Annotated in this window: 15 protein-coding genes; 7 read left to right on the forward strand and 8 right to left on the reverse strand. The window is 62.0% G+C overall.

What is annotated here, in order from left to right:
* The first annotated feature begins 114 nt into the window (after nt 1-114).
* A complete protein-coding gene (locus ACSQ8V_RS28345) occupies nt 115-1,416 on the forward strand; it encodes an ATP-binding protein (protein WP_436208023.1) in 1,302 nt (433 codons plus the stop codon).
* Here ACSQ8V_RS28345 and ACSQ8V_RS28350 read toward each other — a convergent pair.
* The gene (locus ACSQ8V_RS28350; RefSeq protein WP_436207905.1) at nt 1,403-3,679 is read right to left on the reverse strand and encodes a response regulator; all 2,277 of its coding nucleotides are present in this window, start codon (nt 3,677-3,679) and stop codon (nt 1,403-1,405) included. The two genes, ACSQ8V_RS28345 and ACSQ8V_RS28350, sit on opposite strands and share 14 nt — an antisense overlap.
* A 608-nt stretch (nt 3,680-4,287) precedes the next feature.
* Here ACSQ8V_RS28350 and egtD point away from each other — a divergent pair.
* Nucleotides 4,288-5,268, forward strand: coding sequence for an L-histidine N(alpha)-methyltransferase (gene egtD / locus ACSQ8V_RS28355; RefSeq protein WP_213764254.1), 981 nt, complete (start codon nt 4,288-4,290; stop codon nt 5,266-5,268).
* 474 nt (nt 5,269-5,742) lie between these two features.
* Nucleotides 5,743-6,735 (forward strand): hypothetical protein, encoded by a 993-nt coding sequence (locus ACSQ8V_RS28360; protein ID WP_436207906.1) that lies wholly within the window; start codon nt 5,743-5,745, stop codon nt 6,733-6,735.
* A 78-nt stretch (nt 6,736-6,813) separates the two neighbouring features.
* Here ACSQ8V_RS28360 and ACSQ8V_RS28365 read toward each other — a convergent pair whose 3' ends face one another.
* The 5 genes from ACSQ8V_RS28365 to ACSQ8V_RS28385 all read right to left on the reverse strand — a co-directional run bounded on the left by ACSQ8V_RS28365 (nt 6,814) and on the right by ACSQ8V_RS28385 (nt 13,188).
* Nucleotides 6,814-7,110 carry an acylphosphatase gene (locus ACSQ8V_RS28365; RefSeq protein ID WP_213764256.1) on the reverse strand — a complete coding sequence of 99 codons (297 nt, stop codon included), beginning with the start codon at nt 7,108-7,110 and terminating at the stop codon, nt 6,814-6,816.
* A gap of 187 nt (nt 7,111-7,297) precedes the next feature.
* Entirely contained in the window at nt 7,298-8,479 is a 1,182-nt protein-coding gene (locus ACSQ8V_RS28370; RefSeq protein WP_436184843.1) for a hybrid sensor histidine kinase/response regulator, read from the reverse strand.
* A gap of 32 nt (nt 8,480-8,511) precedes the next feature.
* Nucleotides 8,512-9,120 carry a chemotaxis protein CheB gene (locus ACSQ8V_RS28375; protein ID WP_436207907.1) on the reverse strand — a complete coding sequence of 203 codons (609 nt, stop codon included), beginning with the start codon at nt 9,118-9,120 and terminating at the stop codon, nt 8,512-8,514.
* A 2-nt stretch (nt 9,121-9,122) separates the two neighbouring features.
* Nucleotides 9,123-9,965: a CheR family methyltransferase gene (locus ACSQ8V_RS28380; RefSeq protein ID WP_213764259.1), complete on the reverse strand. Its 843-nt coding sequence runs from the start codon at nt 9,963-9,965 to the stop codon at nt 9,123-9,125.
* Between the two features lie 13 nt (nt 9,966-9,978).
* Complete coding sequence (locus ACSQ8V_RS28385) at nt 9,979-13,188, reverse strand: response regulator (protein ID WP_436207908.1); 3,210 nt, start codon at nt 13,186-13,188, stop codon at nt 9,979-9,981.
* Between the two features lie 158 nt (nt 13,189-13,346).
* Between ACSQ8V_RS28385 and hpnA the strand changes: the two genes are divergently transcribed.
* Nucleotides 13,347-14,369: a hopanoid-associated sugar epimerase gene (hpnA, locus tag ACSQ8V_RS28390; RefSeq protein ID WP_436207909.1), complete on the forward strand. Its 1,023-nt coding sequence runs from the start codon at nt 13,347-13,349 to the stop codon at nt 14,367-14,369.
* A gap of 147 nt (nt 14,370-14,516) precedes the next feature.
* On the forward strand, nt 14,517-15,029 hold the full coding sequence (locus tag ACSQ8V_RS28395) for a hypothetical protein (RefSeq protein WP_436207910.1): 513 nt from the start codon (nt 14,517-14,519) through the stop codon (nt 15,027-15,029).
* A 49-nt stretch (nt 15,030-15,078) separates the two neighbouring features.
* Here the strand turns inward: ACSQ8V_RS28395 and ACSQ8V_RS28400 are convergent, their stop codons facing one another.
* Complete coding sequence (locus tag ACSQ8V_RS28400; RefSeq protein WP_213764263.1) at nt 15,079-16,266, reverse strand: glycosyltransferase; 1,188 nt, start codon at nt 16,264-16,266, stop codon at nt 15,079-15,081.
* An 80-nt stretch (nt 16,267-16,346) separates the two neighbouring features.
* Nucleotides 16,347-17,207 carry a squalene synthase HpnC gene (gene hpnC, locus ACSQ8V_RS28405; RefSeq protein WP_436184981.1) on the reverse strand — a complete coding sequence of 287 codons (861 nt, stop codon included), beginning with the start codon at nt 17,205-17,207 and terminating at the stop codon, nt 16,347-16,349.
* Nucleotides 17,208-18,015: 808 nt separating this feature from the next.
* Here hpnC and ispH point away from each other — a divergent pair.
* Both ispH and hpnH read left to right on the forward strand, forming a co-directional pair.
* Nucleotides 18,016-18,984 (forward strand): 4-hydroxy-3-methylbut-2-enyl diphosphate reductase, encoded by a 969-nt coding sequence (gene ispH, locus ACSQ8V_RS28410; RefSeq protein WP_213764264.1) that lies wholly within the window; start codon nt 18,016-18,018, stop codon nt 18,982-18,984.
* Nucleotides 18,985-18,997: 13 nt separating this feature from the next.
* Complete coding sequence (gene hpnH / locus ACSQ8V_RS28415) at nt 18,998-20,152, forward strand: adenosyl-hopene transferase HpnH (RefSeq protein ID WP_213764265.1); 1,155 nt, start codon at nt 18,998-19,000, stop codon at nt 20,150-20,152.
* Nucleotides 20,153-20,215 lie beyond the last annotated feature (63 nt).

The following is a 20,215-nucleotide window of genomic DNA, read 5'->3' on the forward strand; positions in this document are numbered from 1 at the left end:
ACGGCGCGGGGTCACGATTCACGCGGCGGCAAACTCGTCCGCGCCGGGTCAGCTCGCGTCTGGAATCGCAACGGATCGGGTCGCGGCAATCCGTTCAACACGCTGTTCGGTCGCATGGCGCTTATTTCGCTGGTCGTGCTGTTTGCCGTGCAGGCCTGCTGGTTTGCGGTGCTCACCGTGCAGCGGCCGCATCACGACGCGGAAGGTTACGCGCGTGGATTGATGCTTGTACTCGCCGCAGCCAACGACGACGCGCGTCAAGGCGTGCGGCTCGCGCCCGCGTTGAGCGTGCAGTTGGTGTTGTCATCGAACCTGCCCGAAGGCATCACGCTGCGCGAGCCCGACAACGGTCCTGTCGTGCATTTGTTGCGTGAGTTGAGGAACGTGCTGCCGCCGGGCACGCGCCTCGCCGTCGATGGCCCCCGGCACGCGCAGCGTCTCTGGGTGCGTTATCCGAACAGTCCGAACTGGATCGTGACGCCGGTCGACCTGCCGCCCGCGCCGCCTATCCTGATTGAATCGGTGGGTATGTTGCTGGCGGCGGTCATCCTGTCGCTGGTCGCGGCGTGGCAATTGCAGCGGCCGTTGTCGCGCGTGGCGCAAGGCGCGCGTCAGTTCGGCGCGGGCGAGCGGCCGGTCCCGGTAGACGAGCGTGGACCGCGTGAGCTACGCGACCTGATCCGCGCGTTCAACCAGATGATGCGGCGGATCAACGACGCCGACGACGAGAAAGCCGTCATGCTCGCCGGCATCGCGCATGATCTGAAAGCGCCGCTCACCCGGCTAAAGCTGCGGGCGAGCGTCCTGGTGCAGGACGACGCCGAGCGCTCGCATTTCATTCGCGACATCGACTCCCTGACGCGCATCGTGCAGCAGTTCCTGGAATTCGCGGCCAACGCGCCGACGAGCGGACCGGCTATCAACGTGGACGGTTTTCTCGCGGAGCAGTTTGCGCAGGACGAAGCAGGAGACACGCCCCTGTTCCGCCTCGACCTGGGCGCCGGCGACGCATTTCACTTGCCGCGCACCTTGCTGGACCGGCTGGTGACCAATCTGGTCGATAACGCGCTGGAACACGGCGCCCCGCCCGTCGACATCAGCACGGGCAAGCGCAACGGCGAGTGGTTCATCACGGTGCGCGATTACGGCGAGGGGATCCCGCCCGAGCGTCTGGACGATGCCCGCAAGCCGTTTGTGCGCCTGGACCCGGCGCGCGCGGGCGATGGTCATTGCGGACTGGGACTCGCCATCGTCGGACGCCTCGCGCACGAACTTGGCGGCCGCTGCGATATCGGCAACGCGGCCGACGGTGGCCTCAGCGTGAGGATCGTCATTCCAATGGCCGAACCCGCCCGCGTGGGCTGCGCCGCGGCTTTACACACCGGCGGCGTGCCCGAGGCCGTCATGGCTTCCTGAACACCGCCTGTTCGAGTTCATCGAAGTTGAATGGCTTCGGCAGCAGGGTCGCGCCGCTCAGCTCGTCGCCAAGCTCAGCCGCAATGCCCGTCCCATAACCCGATGCCAGCACCACATGCACGCGCGGCTGCAAACGCTTCATCGCGCGTGCCAGGTCGAGGCCCGACATGCCGGGCATGCGGACATCGGTGAGCAGGACATCGAATAATTGCTGGGCGATCAGGTCAAGCGCGGCCTGTGCACTGTCCACCGCCAGCACTTTCGCGTCGAGCAATTCCAGCAGTTCGCGCGTCGCTTCGCGGGTGTTGGCGTCGTCCTCCACAATCAGGACCCGTAGTGGCTGAGGCTCAAGCGGCTCAGGCAGCTCAGGCGCGCCGGGCGCGTGAGGCACCTCCGGCGAGGCCGGCATATCGGGCGCGTCATAAACCCGCGTGCGGAACATCCAGCGCACCTTGCGGGCCAGTGCATCCCGTCGATACGGCTTGCTGATCAACGCCACCCCCGGATCGAGCCGGCCACCGTGCACGATCGCGTTTTCGGTGTAGCCCGATGTGAACAGCACTTCCATCGCCGGCAGCATTTCCTTCGCGCGCCGAGCCAGTTCGACGCTGCGCATCGGCCCCGGCATCACGACGTCGCTGAACAGCAAATCGACGTGCACGCCGCTTTCGAGCACACTCAGCGCGCTCTGGGCATCCACGGCTTTGAGCACCCGGTAACCCAGCTGGGTCAGCATGTCCACGGCGGTCGCGCGCACGTTCGGATCGTCCTCCACCACCAGGATCGTTTCCCTGCCGCCCGTCACCGGATCATTCGCGGCTTCCACGCGCACAGCCTCGTCTTCCATCGAGCGCGGCAGATAAAGCTTGACCGTCGTACCGTGCCCCGGCTCGCTATAGAGCTTGATATGGCCACCGGTCTGCTTCATGAAGCCATACACCATGCTCAAGCCCAGGCCGGTGCCTCGGCCTTCGGCCTTGGTCGTATAGAAGGGCTCGAAGGCGCGCGCGAGGATCTCCGGCGTCATGCCGCAACCGGTGTCGGAGACGGCGACCATCACGTACTGGCCGCTCGCCAGGTCGTCGTGATGACGGGTGTACTCGTCGTCGAGCATCGCGTTGCCCGCCTCGACGGTCAGGCGGCCCGCGCCGTCCATCGCGTCACGCGCGTTGATCGCCAGATTCACGATCACGTTCTGCAAATGATTCGGATCAGCAAGCGTGTTCCACAAGCCGCCCGACACCACCGTTTCCAGTTCGATAGTTTCGCCGAGCACGCGGCGCAGCATGTCGTCGGAACTGCGCAGCAGCCGCGAGATATCCAGCGGCACCGGTTCAAGCGGTTGCCGGCGCGCGAACGCCAGCAATTGCGACGCGAGCTTCGCGCCGCGCTCCACCGCTTCATGCGCGCTCGCGAGGCGCCGCGTCAGGGTTTCGTTGCCATTCGATTCCTGCACGGCGAGCTGCAGGTTTCCGCCGATTACCTGCAGCACGTTGTTGAAATCGTGGGCCACGCCGCCGGTCAGCTTGCCGATAGCGTCCATTTTCTGCGACTGCGCCAGCGCAGCCGCCGTTTCGCGCTGTTCTGCTTCGAGCGCCCGAAATGCCTTCGACACCTCATCAATGCGCTCCTCCAGCGTCTCGCGATGCCGTTCCAGCGCCTCGCTCAAGCGCTTTTGCTCCTGCAACGCGGCATCGAGCGAACGCAGGCCGAGCACCCGCTCGGTGATATCGCGGGAAATCGATACGAACCATTCCACGCCATCCGGCCCGTTCACCGGCGACACCGACACATCCCAGTATTTCAGCGTGCCTTTCGCGGTCGGCCGGAGCGCTTCGAAGCGCGAGTGACGGCCTTGGGCGGCGTTATCGAGCGCTTCTACCACCAGATGCCGCGATTCCTGCGGCCACAGCGACGCCCACGACTCGCCCTTGAGGGGCGCGAAGTCATCGATTTCCATCAGGCAGATGCCGTTGGCGTTCATGAATTCGAGCGTACCGTCGAGCCGCAGGATCTTGATGCAGTCCGTGCTGCCGTTCAGCACGCTCAGGAAAAACCCGCCGGAATCGCCCGAAAAGGCAGCGTTGTTATCGGACAGGTGATCAGTAGCGGGCTCGGGAGCGGCCGGTATGGCGCCGTGAAAACCGAACGGCTTGTCGGCAGGTGCCTCAGGCTCGGGCTGCTGGACCGGCGGCGGAATGCTGTACGCACCCGTGTCGTCGAGACGTGCGATCGCGGGATCGGGACTAGCTGAGTCGGTCATGAATCGGGCACTGAAGAGAGAACGGCGAGGACAGCGCGAAGCATTTTTCAAGTCGATGCGCTGCAACGTGATCGGGAATGGAAAGCAAGCATTGCGCCAGTGGAGAAAGCGGTGCCGCACGCGTCGCTGAGGCTTTCGCAGCGCCCGCTTCGTGCGGGGATCGCCCGACGGCGTTTACACGGCGCGTGTAAAAACTGACGGGGGCAGGTAGTTATTGCGTGATTGCCCAATTTCGGGATCGCTTCAGCGTGATATTGGAGACACCGGTACAGTCGGTTACGTCGGGAAATTTGTTGGCCTGACCTCGACCTCTTTTCGTAAATGTAAATGTCCTGGCGGCTTTTGCCGGGCGGTGCATGAAAGGGCGTGTTTCGGATCGTTTAGCCACGTCACCGCGGTACGATGCGGGTCCTTGAATCAGGAGACGGAGGCGCCGTGCGCGCTTCTTGCTCACCTAAATGCTTCGCTCCCCGATCGCGCGGCGCCTGTCGCGGCCGTCAGGGCCGGAACGCCGATCGCCCCTTTCTCGTCAGGTGTTTTTCGACGCGTAATTCTCGTCATGAATAACCCGCCGCGCACGCTGCACCGCGGCAACATGGAGACGCCTCATGCCTCAAGCCACGACGCAGGCCGTTCAGTCGCCGCGCTTTTCCTCCCCGTTTGCCGCAGCCGTTCATGAAGGCCTCACGCACGCGCCGCAAAAAGAATTGCCATCGATGTATTTGTACGACGAGGTGGGCTCCGCCTTGTTCGAAGTCATCACCGCGTTGCCGGAATACGGCGTGACGCGTGCTGAAGAGCGTGTATTGAACGCGCATGCCGCTGATATCGTCGCCGCGTTGCCGCGTAACGTGACCGTTGCCGAACTGGGCAGCGGCAGCGGCCGGAAAACGCGGCGAATCCTGGAGGCGCTGTGCAAGAAGCGGCCGACCGAATACTGTCCGATCGAAATTTCGCCTACCGCGTTGCAATTGTGCCGGCGGGAGCTGGGCGACATCGAACGAATTTCGATCGTGGGCTATGAGCGCGATTATCTGGCCGGGCTGGCGGAGGTCAGTGCCAACCGGAAAGAGGGCGAAGTATTGCTCGTGCTGTTTCTTGGCAGCACGATCGGAAATTTTGCGCGGCTGGCAGCCACGCGGTTTTTGAAGTCGATTCGCGCCATGCTCAAGCCGGGCGATTCGTTGTTGCTCGGGATGGATTTGCTCAAGCCGCTGGATGTGCTGATTGCGGCGTACGACGATCCTATTGGCGTAACGGCTGCGTTTAACCTGAATCTGCTTGCGCGGGTCAATCGCGAACTGGACGCGGACATTCCGCTGGACGCGTTCGAACATCTTGCACGCTTCAATCCCGATGCCCGCAGCGTGGAGATGCATTTGCGGGCAAAGCGCCCGGTGAGGGCCACCATTCGCGCAGCGGGATTGAGCGTTGAATTCCGCCAGGGCGAGACGATCTGGACAGAGAGCAGCCACAAATATCTCGCCGGGGAGGCGGGGCCATTGGCGGCGGATGCGGGATTCGAATGCACGAGGCAGTGGCTGGACGACGAATGGGGATTTGCCGAGAGTTTGCTGGTAGCGCGGTAACGCGGTTGGTTACTCGCGATGGACGTGGAGCGGGGGTTGAAGGCATAGCCCCGGGCTTGTTCGAAGCCCGGGGATTTCGTGTTGTTGTTTTGATTCGATTAACGCCCGCTTTGGATAAGTCTGCTTGATGTCACGAGGGTCACGAGGGTCACGAGGAATGTAGAAGCGCGAGTCGCTTGAAATTCTACGCCCAACGCTCAGCATTACTGACCAATATGCTACTCTGGTTGATTCATCTTCCCGGCATTACCGATACGACTTAGCCTTCGTTCATACCTTCGTAGAACGAACCATGGCCGATGCAGTCCCGGCGGCGACGTAAACAGGAATAGCGAAGATACAGGCTCGAAAAAGGCAAAAGGCCGCACGGGGCGGCCTTCTGTCTCTTTGGCGTCATAGGGTCCTGAGGGCTGTCGGAAAACCGAGAGCAAAACAAGACTTATTCCCAGCGCTTACGAGGAGGATCATACCGCAATGAACAGTTTGAAGCAAATCCACGTTGCGAGCGCGGTGAAGGCGTTATCTCACGCAAGGTTAAGTAACTACCGCACTTTTTTTGCCGCTGCCGACGACCGCGCGGCCTACGGCCTCTACTGCTGGAACGAGGCCATCTCCTCTGCACTCTCGAAAGTACTTGGGTTTACCGAGATCGCGCTGCGCAATCAATTTCACGCGGCCTTGAGCAGTCGCTATGGCGTGGGCACAACGCTCTCGCGCGACTGGTACACACATCTTCGCTTAAACCAGAAATCAGCGGATTCGGTCCGCAAAATTACGCACGGGCGCCGCCGGGTGGGAGGAGCATTCCAACTGGTTCCACGCATCCCGGCACCTTCCCCTGATGACGTCGTATCGAAACTCACCTTCGGTTTCTGGCCGCATATTCTCGACGTTACCCACGACAACGGCAATCAGTTGCTGGACTGGTCCGCCATCCTGGTTGATGTTGCGCCAGGACATCGACACAGCTCCAACGCGTTTTGGAGCCGGCAAAAACATCGAGATGCATTGTTTGCACGGATCGATTTTTGTAAAGACTTGCGAAACCGCATTGCCCATCTGGAACCGGTGTGGAAAGCCGGTCCGCTGATGACCGAGGGGCGCCCCCGAACAGGCGTGGTTATCCGTGTGGAGCATTCGGCGCCATCAACACCGGGCGAGGCCTTATCTCGTCTGCAAACGGGATATGACCGCGTCCTCGACTTATTAAAGTGGCTGTCACCGGACCTGCACAATGTCTATATGGCGGGGGAGGCCCACCCACGTTTCACGGCGCTCAACCAGATCCCCGCGCTCGAAGCGTACAAGCGACATGGTGGTCATCGGCGCGTTGCGCCCGTGGATTTGAACGCCCATCGTTCGTTGCGGCGCTTGAAGAAGGCATTCAGGAACGTGAGCCCGCGTCATGGCGCCGCTGAAGTTTGTCACAATGGACGGCCAATCGCCTGGTGGATTCCGATTGGATAACCGGCGGAGTAGCTAGTTGAGTAACTAGCTGAGTAACCGGCACACGGCGAAAGTCGCCGGCATGCTCAAACAACCCTTTCAGTGCTGCTCAAACCGTTCAAACCGCTTCTCGATATACCGCTCCTCGCTGGCCAGATCCGTGACCCGCGCGTGCGGCGGTCCCCTGCGCAGCCATTCGAGCATCAGGTCGACCTGATTCGCCGGTCCCTGGATCATCGCTTCAACCGACCCGTCCTCCAGGTTGGCCACCCAGCCGCGAACACCCAGCGCATGCGCCCGGCGCACCGTTGCGTGGCGGAATCCCACGCCTTGCACCAAGCCCTTCACGTGCACGTAATACGTCTCTATTCGAGTATCCAGGTCTGGACTCGGCATCTTTGCTTCTCCCGATTAGTGCTGATTCGCCACGCCGCCAGATTTGTGCCGAAGGCACACCCCGGCAAACGCCATCAGGCCGCATTTTAGACAAGACCAGAAAAACCGGCAGTGCGCATGGGATAGCGGCGTCCGCACAACGCGAAATCAGTGCAGGGGCGAAGGAAGGGCCGACGAACCCGCAGCGTCACCCCAGCCGGAACGGCTGCGCACCCTCGGCCGTGTCTCCGCCCACCCGCCGCGCCACCGCTTCGCGCGGCAAGGTCACTTCGAATACCGTGCCGCTCTCCGCGTCGGAGCGTACGTCCACTCGCCCGCCATGCATCTGCGTAATCTCGCGCGTGATGTAGAGCCCAAGTCCAAGGCCGCCGGTTTCCTGCTGCGGCCGCCCCGACCGATACGGCGCGAAAATGGTCGGCAATACATCGACGGGAATCTCGCCTGCGTTTTGCACGCTGATCAGAACGTCGTCGGCAGCGTCGCCGTTCAGACGTACCTGAATAGCCGAGCCGTCACGCCCGTGCGTCAGCGCGTTGCCGATCAAATTCGAAAACACCTGCGACAACAGATCGCCATCGCCCTGCAACAGCGTATCGCCATCGCGGAAAATGAAGATGCGGCCCTTACCCACCCGTGCTTCGTATTCTTCAACAATATTCTTCGCCAGCGTCATCAACTCCACTGACCGCGGCTGCAGCGTCACACGCCCGCCGCGCAGCCGCGCGAGATTGAGCAACTGGTCGACCATGCGCACCATCCGCATGCCGCTGCTCTTGATGCGCGTGCCAATATTGGCCACGTTCTCATCCGGCACGAACCGCGCAAGATATTCCGCCGATGCAATCACCGCCGACAACGGCGTGCGCAGGTCGTGGCCGAGCACGGCCATGAGCATTTCGTTGGCATCGAGAAGTTGCTGGACGGTCGCGAGTTGCGCGGCGAGCTGCTGCTTCTGCTTCTCGATCTGGATGAACACATCCACCTTCGAATTCAGGATCCGCGAGTCGTACGGCTTGTACAGGAAGTCCACCGCGCCCGCTTCATAACCGCGAAACGTGCGCCCGGTGTCCTGCGCGGTCGCGGTCAGGAAGATGATCGGCACATGCGCGGTGCGCGGGCTGCCGCGCATCAGTTCGGCGAGTTCGAAGCCGTCCATGCCGGGCATGTTGACATCGAGAATGGCGAGCGCGACTTCGTGCTTGAGCAACAGTTCGAGCGCCGCCGGCCCCGAACCGGCCGCGAGCACCGAGATGTCCGGCCGCGCCAGCGACGCTTCCAGCGCAGTGATGTTGTTCTGCACATCGTCCACGATCAGGACGTAAATGGGCGGCCTGAGCGGCTGCCTGACAGATTGCCTGATGTGTTCCATTAGCGGAGTTCCATTAGCGTGTCAGCTCCAAGTCAACCGGGTTCGCGGCGCGTGCCCGCGACCATGCGCGCCAGACGAGCAGCCATGACGTCGAGCGTGAGAATGTCGTGCACGCCGCCGCGCGCGATGGCGCCGCGCGGCATCGCGTCGGCCACGGCGGTATGCGGGTCTTGCACCCAGCAGCGCCCGCCCGCCCGCGAGATCGCGACCAGCCCGCGCGCGCCGTCGTCGTTGGCGCCGGAAAGCACGACGCCGAGCAGCGTATCGGCGAAACATAGTGCCGCCGATTCAAACAGCACATCGACCGATGGCCGCGAAAACCGCACGGGCGGATCGACGGAAAGGGAGATCGTGCAGTCCGGCTCGACCAGCATGTGATACCCCGGCGGCGCAACATAGATCGTCCCGCCGGCGATCTCGTCCTTGTCGTCGGGCTCGACGACCGGCAACTGGCAACGCGCGGAAAACAACGCGGGCAGCAGGCTGGGCGGGGCACTCCTGACATGCATGACCACCAGCACGGCAGGGCGAAAATTGGCCGGCAGCGCGGGCAGAAGGTGGTTCAACGCCTCGACGCCCCCCGCCGATGCCCCAATCACGACAGCTTCGATTGCATCCAGGTAATCGGTCGACGGTGTCATCGCTAGACCTTTTGATACAACCGCTCGCGCGCATCGAAATCGGCGAAACTGCCCGCGTGTTTTGAAAACCGCAGGCTCTCTTTGCTGCCCAGCCCGAGAAACCCGCGCCGCACCAGCGAATCGCTGAACAGACCCAGCGCGCGGTCCTGCAACGCGCGGTCGAAATAGATCAGTACGTTACGGCACGACACGAGATGCGCTTCGAGAAACACGCTGTCGGTGGCGAGGCTGTGATCGGCGAACACCACGCGTGACTTGAGCGTCTGCGAAAATTTCGCCGCGCCGTAGGCCGCGTGGTAGTAGTCGGAGAGCGAGCGTTTGCCGCCCGCCGCCAGGTAATTCTGGCTGAAACTGGCCAGCCGATCCAGCGGGTAAATACCGCTTTCGGCCTGGCGCAAGGCGTCGGCGTTGATATCGGTGGCGTACAAAACCGTACGGTCCGCAATGTTCTCCTCAGCGAACAGAATCGCGAGCGACCACAGTTCCTCGCCGCTGCTGCATCCCGCCACCCACACCTTGATCGACGGATAGGTCTGCAAGATCGGCACGACCTGTTCACGGATGGCGCGAAAATACGTTGGGTCGCGGAACATCTCGCTGACCTGCACCGTCAGGTACTGGAACAAGCGCGAGAACAGCGTGGCGTCGCGGAGAATCCGCTCCTGCAACTGCGAAAGCGTTGTAAAGCCCAGATCGCGCAGCGCCTGCGTCAGGCGGCGCCGCAGCGAACTCACCGAATAATGGCGAAAGTCGTGCTGATACTTCAGGTAAACGGCTTCGAGCAACAGCTTCAACTCGATGTCGAAGATCGCTTCTTCCGTGTGCTTGAGGGTTCGATGTGGCATGACGAAAACGCGGCTATCGTTGGCGCAGCCAGACACGACATAACGACACCAGCTTGTCGACGTCGATCGGCTTCGAAATATAGTCGTCCGCGCCGGCTTCCAGACACTTCTGGCGATCGCTCGCCATCGCTTTCGCGGTCAGCGCGATGATCGGCAGCCGTGCATGGTCGGCGTTCTTGCGAATCTCGGTCATGGCGGTGAGCCCGTCCATTTCCGGCATCATGATGTCCATCAGCACGAGGTCAATGTCCGGATGGCGGGCAAGCGAATCCAGCGCCTCGCGGCCATTACGCGCGATTTCCAGCTTCGCGCCCAGCGGCTCGATCACATGCGACAACGCGAAGATATTACGAACATCGTCTTCGGCCAGCAGGATCGTGCGGCCCTCGAATACGTCGTCGCGCTGGCGCGCCGCGCGCAACATGCGCTGCTGCTCGGGCGGCAACGCGCTCTCCACGCTGTGCAGGAACAACGTCACTTCGTCCACCAGCCGTTCCGGCGACTTTGCGCCCTTGATGATGATCGACCTGGAATAACGGCGCAGACGCTGCTCCTCGTCCGGCGACAACACGCGCCCCGTATACACGATCACCGGCGGCGACGCATGCTCGTGCGACGTGGATACCCGTTCCAGCAAGTCATAACCTGAACCATCCGGCAAGGCCAGGTCCATCACGATGCAATCGAAGGTCGCGCGGTTCATCTGCTCCAGCGCCTCTGCAATCGTCCCGGCTTCCACGATCTCGACCGTCGCGCTTTTCAGCAACGCGTGGATGCTCTGGCGCAGCGCGGGGTCGTCCTCGACCACCAGCACGCGCCGCGTGCCTTGCGCCGAGCGCGCTTCGAGCTTGCGGATCGCGCCCGCCAGTGTGTCGCGTGCGCTCGGTTTGAGCGTATAGCCGATCGCGCCGAGATGCAGCGCGACATCGGCATGATCCGTCGACGAGACGATGTGAATCGGAATGTGACGCGTAAGCGGATCGTGCTTGAGCCATTCGAGCACGGTCAGGCCCGACTGGTCGGGCAAACCGACATCGAGCAGGATGCCGTTCGGCTGGAGGTCGCGGGCCAGTTCCACGCCTTGCGACGCGGTGGTCGCGTGCACGAAGTCGAATTCGAGTTCATGCGCGAGGTCGTGCAGGATGTGCGCGAAACGCAAGTCGTCTTCAATCGCGAGGATCACGCGATCCGGGCGCTTGCGATTGGCGCGGTCATCGGCTATGGGTTGCGGCGCCGGGTAGCTCGCATTCGGCGCGCGCCAGGACGACGGCTCAAGAGAGGACGAAGCCGACGCCATTGCCGCGAGGTGCGCCGGCGCGTAGCTCTGTACAGGAGCGACACTCGCCGCCACGGACGTATCCGCTTCCAAGCCAGCCTCCGGCTCGCTCATATGCCCGATCACATCAAGTTTCGCGGTGACCGTGCCTTCTTGAACGGCCAGCGGCAGCGTGACCGAAAACACGCTGCCCTTGCCCGGCTCGCTCGATACGCTCACTGAACCGCCCAGCAACCGCGAGAATTCCCGCGATATCGACAAACCCAGCCCGCTGCCGCCGTACTTGCGGCTGGTCGTGCCATCGGCTTGCTGAAACGCCTGAAAAATGAGGTCCTGCTTGTCGCGCGGAATGCCGATGCCGGAATCGCGCACATCGAAGCGCAACGCGTGGTCGTCGTTGCTCGCCTTGTGCACGGAGACCGTCACCTGACCGTGCTCGGTGAACTTGAACGCGTTCGACAGCAAGTTGCGCAGGACTTGCTGAAGCCGCTGGTTATCGGTGACGAAATACTCCGGCACGCCTTCCGCGCGCTCCGTCACGAACGTCAGGCGCTTCGAGTCGGCGATCGGCGCGAAGGATTGCCGCAACGACTGCAACATCCCGTCGATGGCAACCGGCGCAAACTGCACGTCCATCTGCCCCGCTTCCACCTTCGACAGATCCAGGATGTCATTGATGAGCGACAGCAGATCGCTGTTCGACGAATGAATGGTCGCGGCGTAACGCACCTGTTCGTCGGAGAGATTGCCGTGCTTGTTGTCCTCCAAAAGCTTCGCGAGGATCAGAGAACTGTTCAGCGGCGTGCGCAATTCGTGCGACATATTCGCGAGGAATTCGGACTTGTACTGGCTCGCCCGCTCCAGCGCCAGCGCATTCGATTCCAGTTCCTTTTGCGCGCGCACCAGTTCCGTTTTCTGCCGCTCAAGGTGCTGCGTGTATTCCTCAAGATGCACGTTGGTCTGCTCGAGTTCGGCCTGCTGCGTTTCCAGCCGCGCCTGCGTTTCCATCAAGACCCGGCCGCGCTCCTCAAGCTCTTCGTTCGATACCCGCAGCTCTTCCTGCTGAACCTGCAATTCCTCACTCTGGCGCTGCGTTTGCTCCAGCAGCTCGACCATCCGCGAGCGATACTGCGCCGAGCGCAGCGCCATGCCCATGGCTTCGGCGGCGTTTTCGAGCAGCTCGCGGGTATCGTCCACCGCGTTTTCATCGCCGATAAAACCCACTTCCAGCACGCCGATCACGTCGCCATCGGCCATCATGGGCGCGATCACGCAGTGGGTCGCGGGCGCCGATGCCAGCGCCGAGCCGACCGTCAGGAAATCCGATCGCGCGCCCCTGATCTCGATCGCCCGTTTCTCGTCGAGCACTTGCCCGAGCAGCCCCTGGCCTCGCGCGATCCGCTGCGGCGCGGCGTTTTCGTCAGGCAGCGCCCACGCAGCGATGCGCTCGAGCGCATCGCCTTCACGGGTGTACAGCACGGCGACATGCGCGCCCACATAAGGCACGAGCGAGTGGAGAATGCCGTGGCCGACCGCCGCAGGGGCGAGATCGCCGCGCATCTGCAAGCCGATCTGGACTTCGCCCTGCTTGAGCCACGCGCTGCGTTGCAGGTTCAGCCGCGTTTTGATATAGAGATGCCCCACACCGGCAAGCACGAACATCACGATCACGCCGATCACGCGGTTGAGCTGCAACACGATCGGGCCGGTGAGCGCGTCCGCGTTCGAAAGGATATAACCCGTGAACATCAACACGGAGGCGACGCCGGCGGTGATAAACGGTACGTTGGGGCGGTCGACCCACATGCAGAGCGCGACCGGCAGGATGTAGAACACCCAGATGGCGACGCGCAGCGGCGTGAGCCAGTCGACCGCAAAGACGATCAGCAGCAACATCGCGATCGCGAAGTACAGCCATACGGATCGATTTCGACTGTCTATGAACATTGGCTAAAGATTTTCTTTAAATTTGAGGTCCGGCGGACTTAAGTAGCACCGGACCATAGCACGAGCCGCAAGCCCTTGTCACATATGGGTTGGCGGCTGATCGACACGCTTCGGAAGACGCGCAACTGTTACCTTTGCAAGACCAACAAGAGGCAAAAATGACTGACCCGTTAAGTGGGTTCGCCCGTGGGCGCATGCTGGTCACCGGCGCATCCGGATTCGTCGGATCGGCGGTCGCGCGCATCGCGCGGGAACGCGGTTTTGACGTGCGCGTAGTCATACGCAAGACCAGTTCCCGGCAAAACCTCGAAGGTCTCGACGCCGAAGTCGTGATCGGCGACATGCGCGACGAAGCCTCCATGCGGGCCGCGATGAAGGGCGTGCGCTACTTGCTGCACGTTGCCGCCGACTACCGTATCTGGGCACGCGATCCGGGCGAGATCGAGCGCGCGAACCTGGAAGGCACCGAGGCCACCATGCGCGCGGCGCTGGCCGAGGGGGTCGAGCGGATCGTGTATACGAGCAGCGTGGCGACGCTGAAGGTGAGCCCGGCAGGAGATATTATCGATGAAACGAAGCCTGCCGAGGCTCATCAGACCATTGGCGCGTACAAGCGCAGCAAGGTGCTGGCGGAACGCGCGGTCGAGCGCATGGTCGCCCATGACGGTTTGCCGGCGGTGATCGTGAATCCGTCCACGCCGATCGGTCCGCGCGACGTCAAGCCGACGCCGACCGGGCGGATCATCGTGGAAGCGGCGACGGGCAAGATCCCCGCCTTCGTCGATACTGGCCTGAACCTCGTGCACGTGGACGACGTGGCGAACGGTCATTTGCTGGCGCTTGTGCGCGGGGTGATCGGTGAACGATATATTCTCGGCGGCGAAAACCTGTCGCTGCAGCAGATGCTGGCGGACATTGCCGGCCTCGCCGGACGCAAGCCGCCGACCATCAAGCTGCCGCGCGGCCCGCTGTATCCGCTTGCATTCGGCGCGGAGCTTTACGCGAAGTTCAGCGGCAAGGAGCCGTTTGTCACCGTCGATGGCTTGAGGATGTCGAAGAACAAGATGTACTTCACGTCGGCGAAAGCGGAGCGGGAACTGGGCTATCAAGCACGGCCGTATGGCGAAGGCCTGAGCCACGCGCTGGACTGGTTTCGCGCGAACGGCTATCTGAAAAAATGAAGCAATGACGCGTGGCGCGCATTGCCTGTTGTTTTGATGGCATTTTTAGCGTCATACACGCATTTTGTTACAACGTGTGGCGTCGTTGCCCGGTACGCAGCAGTTAAAATCGCAGGTTCGACGCAAGGCTAGCAAGGCAAACAACGCATGAACTTAACCGACCAGCTCGGCGCGCTGGAATCAAGCCTCGATGAGCTGATTCTGGCCGCTGCTTCCATTCCAGCTTCTCCCGAATCTTCCCCTGATTCTGTTGCTGACTCTCTAGCTGACGCGGCTGGTGAACCGGCAACGGCGGCAGCACCCGTAGTTGAAGGAAAACCGCTCGTGGCTGAAGAAAAACCCACGCTGAACGTCTCGCGCCCTGAAAAGAACGTGATCGAGATGACAATCGGCGGGAAGTCGGTGGCGTTGAGCCCCGAAGGGGTATCGGAGTTGATCGAGGAATTATCGAACGCGCGCGCTTCGATGGACGCCGAACAGCCAGGTGGCCTGCCGCCCGGCTGGCGCTTTGTCGCGACGAAAAACCCGGTGATGGCTACGCAACGCTATGCAAACGGCGATCAGTTGCTGGTGTTGCGCCATACCGGACACGGCTGGGTGCCATTCTCTTTCTCGCCCAACATGGTGATCGAGATGTACGCGATGCTGACAAAGCGGTGAGTTGAACCGTATGGGTGGAACCGCCCATACGACCTATCTTCACTCTCGCTCAAGGCGCCTGGACCCGCGCCTTCCACTGCCCGCCCTTCCCGCGCCAGAACCGTATTGCCGAGCCAACCGTCGCGCTGACATAAAACAGCGCGATCACCGGCAATAGCGGCGCCCAGAGTATGGAGCGGCGGTAGTAGCGCAGCATCGGCGAATACGCGCAGCACATGGCGAGCCACGCGAGCCACGCCGGCCATCCCTTCGCGCCAAGTGTCAACGCGAGCACCGGCGGCGCGAGATAGATCACGCACATCGCGAGCACCGTCCCGACCAGCAACAGCGCCGAATAACGCAACTGCGTGAACGCCGTGCGCGCAATCATGTTCCAGACTTCGCGCCAGTTGTCGTAAGGCCGCAGCGATTCGCTGTCATCGGCAAGATCCAGACGGATCGGCCGCGCCGCGTTCACGCCGTTGCGAAACTTGATGCGCGAAGCAAGGCTGCAATCGTCGATCAATTCGCCGCGAATCGATTCGATCCCGCCCGCCTCCACCAGCGCCGCGCGCCGCAGCATCATGCAACCACCCGCAGCCGCCGCCGTGCGGTTGCTCACGTTGTTCACCCACGCGAACGGATACAGCTTCGCGAAGAAGAATACGAACGCGGGAATCAGCGCTTTTTCCCACGTTGAGTCGCAGCGCAGCCGCACCATCAGCGAGACCAGATCGCGATCTTCCAGAATCGCGCGCGCGACGAGTTGCGAGGCGGCGTCTGCCGGGTGGCGGATGTCGGCGTCGGTGAGCAGCAGGTAATCGGCCGGAAAACCCAGCCCGTCGATAGCCGCAATACCTTGCGACTGCGCCCACACCTTGCCCGACCAGCCGGACGGCAAAGGTGCGGCCGTCAGCACGGTCAGGCGGTCTTCGAAACCGCCGTCGCGCGCGGCGGCCTGAGCGGCGTCGGCGGTGCCGTCGGTGCTGTGGTCGTCGACGACAATCAGATGGAACGAACCCGCGTAATCCTGTGCGAGCAGCGATGTCACCGCGCGGCCGATCACATCGGCTTCATTGCGCGCCGGCACGACCGCGACCACCGCCGGCCACGCGCCGCGACGCGCGATCTCCGCCTGGCCGACAGCGTGAACCGTGCTTTCGCTGAGCGGTTCGAGGGCTTGCGCGCGCCAGAAACCGCCGCGGCCAAACAGCAGGACAAGCCAGATGAGGAGGGACAACCAGGCAATCAGGAGCATCGTCAATTCAGGGCAGGTCGATGAAGCAGGTCAATGAGTAAGCAGATTCAACATCGGGAGGGGCGCCAAACCGGATCAGGTCAGCTTTCGACCGAGCGCAATTGCACACCCACCCGGCCACGCAGCCGCATCGCGAGCGAGCGCACGCCGATTACCACCCAGTCCGGGCCTTTCAGCACCGGGCGCTTGCGGAATACGTCGTAGCCGGCCTGTTCGATTTTTTCGAGGACTCGCAAACCGCCGTGCACGACGCTGCACAGTTCCAGCCCGAACCGGCCGGGCATGCGCACGGCAAGCGCCGCGCCGCCAACGATCATTGCGCGCGCGTGGTCGACTTCGTGGCGCATCAGCGCGCGCCAGGCGTCGTCGCAGATTTGCTCGTCGATATGCCGTTCGGTTACGCCGAAACGCTCAAGGTCGGACAGCGGCATGTAGATTCGGCTCTTTTTCCAGTCGATACCCACGTCCTGCCAGAAGTTGATGAGCTGCAATGCGGTGCAGATTGCGTCGGAATCGGCAAGATTCTCGGGCGTGCTGGCGTCGAAGAGATGCAGCATCAGCCGCCCGACCGGATTCGCCGAGCGCCGGCAATAGTCCATCAGCGCAGGCCAGTCGGCGTAACGCGTGGTGTCGATATCCTGATCGAACGCCGAGACGAGATCGTAAAAGGGTCCGAGCGGCAGCCCGTATTGCGCGACGGTGCCGGCAAGTTTCTCGAACAGCATGGGATGAACCGGCGCCGGATGGCCGGCGGCGACGGCGTCCAGCCCGGCGCGGAAATCGGCGAGACGGGCGTGGCGTTCAGCCGGGTCGAAGACGCCTTCGTCGGCAATGTCGTCCGCCGTGCGCGCAACGTGATAAATCACGCCGACCGGCGCACGCAGCCGTTTCGGCAGCAATATGCTGGCTACCGGAAAATTTTCGTAGTGATCGACTTCCATAAGACGGTCCAGGTATTCGACACGGCGCGCGGATGCCAAAATGGACATCGACGCACGCAGGTCGTGCGTGGCGGATCGCTGACGCGTAACAACATTCCGCTCATAAACCGGCGAAAAAACCGGCGAAAATGTTGGATAAGCGCAACGACTCGACACGGTATAAATTCTTATCGTGCGCTGCCCGAAAACCCGTTGGAGAACAGACCCGGCGCGGACCCCAAGCGAATCCGGTTCGCTCATGCCACCCGCTCATGCAACTTATGTGGCATCCGCCCCAATGCGGGTCGGGCTTTGCTTTCGCTTCGGCTTTCGGTTTAATCCTGCTGCCAGGATCAATGCTTCGACTGCCGCGGACCCCGGGCGTTCTGCCCGGCGAGCCGCTTGTCCGGGGTTTTCATCGTGCCTCGCAGCGCCCGCCCGGCCAACTCCCCAGCACGTGGTATAGCCGCTTGAAAGCAGCCTCAAAGGCCACGTCAAGATCCGGTTCACGGCAACGCCATGGCGGCCTCAAGGCCGCTTCGCGGGAAAGCGGCGAAGCGCTAGTTTACCGGCTTCCGCGTCCGCACAGTAATTCAACCCTGCCGGTAGAAACGGAAACACCCTCTTACAAGCATCCAAAAACTGAACGAGTTAGAATACGCGGTCAAGTTCGGCCTTAAAGTTGAAACGAATGGCGCATTTGCAGCCAATTGTTTCCCAAAGCTTTTTCCGAGAAGCTTTAATTTTGCTTACAACAAATCAACCGGATTTGATCGAAGCTTATAGCCGGTTCCATTCGAAACCCGCGCCAGTCGGAGTTCGCCCGAATATGCGTATTATCCTTGCTCAACCCCGCGGCTTTTGTGCGGGCGTGGTCCGCGCGATCGAGATTGTCGATCGCGCTCTTGAACGACATGGCGCGCCCGTCTACGTGCGCCATGAGATCGTTCACAACCGGCACGTCGTCGACAACCTGCGTAGCAAGGGCGCGCGTTTCGTCGAAGAACTCGACGAAGTGCCGCACGGCGCCGTTGCTATTTTCAGCGCGCATGGCGTAGCGCAAACGGTGGAAGCCGACGCGGAAGCGCGTGGTCTGGACGTGCTCGACGCCACGTGCCCGCTGGTGACGAAGGTCCATGTACAGGGCCGGCAATATGTCGCGCAGGGCCGCACGCTGATCCTGATCGGCCATGCGGGGCACCCGGAGGTGGAAGGGACCATCGGCCAGATTCCCGGCACGGTGGTGCTTGTGCAAAGCGAAGCTGAAGTGGCAACGCTCGCGCTGCCTGTCGATGCCCCCGTCGCGTATGTCACGCAGACCACGTTGTCGGTGGACGATACGCGCGACATCATCGACGCGCTGCATCGCCGTTTCACGGACATCGTCGGCCCGGATACGCGCGACATCTGCTACGCCACGCAAAACCGGCAGGCAGCGGTGCGCGAGCTGAGCAAGCAAGTGGACGTTTTGCTCGTGGTTGGGGCAACCAACAGTTCCAACTCGAATCGGCTGTGCGAGATCGGCGCCGAAACCGGCGTGCCGAGCTACCTCGTGGCGGACGGCTCGGAATTGAAACCTGACTGGTTTGCGAACGCGCAGACTGTCGGGATTACGGCCGGTGCGTCTGCGCCGGAAGAAATGGTCAAGCACGTTATTAATGCACTGCGCGCGCTGGGTCCCGTCGAAGTCACGACGATGTCCGGCCGCGAAGAGAAAGTTGAATTCAAACTCCCCGCGAAGCTGACGAAGCCGCTGGCTGTGGCAACGGCATCCGCCGGCGCCCTTCGCGAAGATTAAGGAGCACACGCAATTGTCTATTCCGATGCTGCAAAAAGTCCGGGTTGGCGCTTACATCGCGCGCCAGCATTTCATGCGCAACAAGCGCTATCCGCTCGCGCTAATGCTCGAGCCGCTGTTCCGCTGCAACCTGGCGTGTAACGGCTGCGGCAAGATCGATTATCCGGACCCCATCCTGAACCAGCGCATCTCGATGGCGGACTGCCTCGCGGCTGTCGACGAATGCGGTGCACCGGTCGTGTCCATCGCCGGCGGCGAACCGCTGCTGCACAAGGAAATGCCCCAGATCGTGAAGGGCATCATCGCACGCAAGAAGTTCGTTTATCTCTGCACGAACGCACTGCTGATGGAAAAGAAAATGGACGACTACGAGCCGAATCCGTACTTCGTCTGGTCGGTTCACCTCGACGGCGACAAGCAGGCACATGACCATTCGGTCTCGCAAGACGGCGTGTACGAGAAGGCCGTTGCCGCGATCAAGGAAGCGAAGCGCCGTGGTTTCCGCGTGAACATCAACTGCACGCTGTTCAACGACGCCGACCCGGAACGCGTAGCGAATTTCTTCGACACGCTTGGGCCCATGGGTGTGGACGGCATCACGGTGTCGCCGGGTTATGCGTATGAACGTGCGCCGGATCAGCAGCACTTCCTGAACCGCGAGAAGACGAAGTCGTTGTTCCGCGACATCTTCAAGCGCGGCGATAACGGCAAGCGCTGGTCGTTCAGCCAGTCGAGCATGTTCCTCGACTTCCTGGCGGGCAACCAGACCTATGAATGCACGCCCTGGGGCAACCCGGCGCGTACCGTGTTCGGCTGGCAGCGTCCGTGTTATCTGCTCGGTGAAGGGTATGTGAAGACCTTCAAGGAATTGATGGAAACCACCGAGTGGGATAAATACGGCACGGGCAAGTACGAGAAATGTGCTGACTGCATGGTGCATTGCGGCTTCGAAGCCACCGCCGTGATGGACACGGTTGCGCATCCGCTGAAGGCCGCGCTTGTCGCCTTGCGTGGTCCGCGTACCGAAGGCGCTTATGCGAAAGACCTGCCGGTCGACAAGCAACGACCGGCGGAATTCGTATTCTCGAAGCACGTCGAGATCAAGCTGGAAGAAATTGGCCGCGCGAAGGGCAACAAGGGCGGCAAGCAGACGACGATCGCGGCTTGAGTTTGAATACGTGAGCTCGGGCTGCGGTGTGAGGCTCGAGCTTATGGCTGCGGCAAAAGGAAC

The sequence above is a fragment of the Caballeronia sp. LjRoot31 genome, assembly GCF_964253885.1.
GTDB lineage: Bacteria > Pseudomonadota > Gammaproteobacteria > Burkholderiales > Burkholderiaceae > Caballeronia.